Annotated in this window: 1 protein-coding gene; it reads left to right on the top strand. The window is 70.6% G+C overall.

Going from position 1 to position 1,518, the window contains the following annotated elements; translation table 11 throughout:
* The first annotated feature begins 88 nt into the window (after positions 1 to 88).
* Positions 89 to 1,485, top strand: a protein-coding gene (locus V2S04_RS14900) for an IS3 family transposase (RefSeq protein WP_370428832.1) whose coding sequence is annotated in 2 segments (ribosomal slippage) — positions 89 to 425 and positions 425 to 1,485 — 1,398 coding nt in all. Because the reading frame shifts where the segments join, the coding sequence is not laid out codon by codon here.
* The last annotated feature ends 33 nt before the right edge of the window (positions 1,486 to 1,518 follow it).

Below are 1,518 nucleotides of genomic sequence, written 5' to 3'. Positions count from 1 at the left end.
GAGCCCTGTGCGTCAGGATGGGGTGAGACACCAGCACTGCTGACCTTCGCACTGCACGGGGCGAGAACGGACCAATACTGAGATGACGATGACGGTTGCTGACGTCGGCACCGATGATGGGGCTATGGCTCCTCGTGCTGACCGGCCCAAGAGGCGGACGTTCACCGCCGAGTTCAAAGCGGCGATCCTGGCCGAGTACGACGCCGCGGACCGCTCTGGGCGTGGGGAGATCCTGCGCCGGGAGGGCCTGTACACCTCCCACATCATCGAGTGGCGCAAGGCCGCGGCCGCCGGCTCGCTGTCCGGGCTGGGCAGCAAGCCGCGGGACCGGCGCGAGCGGGAGCTGCAGGCGCTACGGGCCCGGGCGGAGAAGGCCGAGGCCGAGCTGGCCAAGACCAGGGCGGCGCTGGACCTGATGGGAAAAGCACACGCGCTCTTGGAGACGCTCTCCGAGAGCGCGGACAAGCCGCCGCGGTCGCCGCGGTGATCAACCCGGCCGTCGACGGGCTGGCCGAGCACGTCGGCACCGCGGCTGCGTGCGCGCTGCTGGGTCGCTCCCGCGCCAGTCACTACCGGGCCAAGAACCCGCCACCGCCACGTCCACGGACACCGCGGCCGGCACCGGCGAACAAGCTGTCCGCCGCCGAGCGGGCCCACGTGCTGGCCGTGTTGACCAGCCAGCGGTTCGCGGACAAGTCGGTCGCCCAGGTCTGGGCCACGCTGCTGGACGAGGGCACCTACCTGTGCTCGATGTCCACGATGCACCGGATCCTGCGCGAGCACGACATGGCCGGGGAACGGCGCCGGCAGGCGAGCCACCCGCCCCGGACCCGGCCCGAGCTCGTCGCGACGGCGCCGGGGCAGGTGTGGAGTTGGGACATCACAAAGCTCAAGGGGCCGGAGCGGGGCGTGTACTACGACCTGTACGTCGTGCTCGACATCTTCTCCAGGTTCGTCGTGGGCTGGACCATCGCGGCCCGCGAGGACGCCGAGATCGCCAAGAACCTGCTCGAGCACGCCATGGGCATCCATGGCGTGCCGGAGGCGATCCACGCCGACCGCGGGACCTCGATGACCTCCAAACCGGTCGCTCAGCTGCTCGTCGACCTCGGGGTGGCCAGGTCGCACTCCCGCCCGCACGTGTCGAACGACAACCCTTACAGCGAGGCGGCGTTCAAGACGCTGAAGTACGCCCCGGTCTTCCCCGAGCGCTTCGGGTCCCTGGCCGACGCCGGCGCGTTCGCCGAGCAGTTCTTCGCCTACTACAACCACGAGCACCGCCACTGCGGGATCGGGCTGCACACCCCCGCCAGCGTCCACTTCGGCACCGCCGGGCAGGTCCGCGCCCAGCGCCAGGCCACCCTGGACGCGGCCTACGCCGCCCGTCCCGAGCGCTTCGGCCACCGCCGACCCCAGGCGCCCAAGCTGCCCGAGGCCGCCTGGATCAACCAGCCCTCACAGGAGGCCCTCATACAGACCGCCTGACGGAATCTGTCTCACCCGCCTTGACACTTTCCG

The organism is Microbacterium sp. OR21, from assembly GCF_047306785.1.
GTDB classification, from domain to species: Bacteria; Actinomycetota; Actinomycetes; order Actinomycetales; family Microbacteriaceae; genus Microbacterium; species Microbacterium esteraromaticum_E.
Note: the sequence above shows the minus strand (reverse complement) of the source record. Positions and strands in the feature narration are given on the sequence as shown.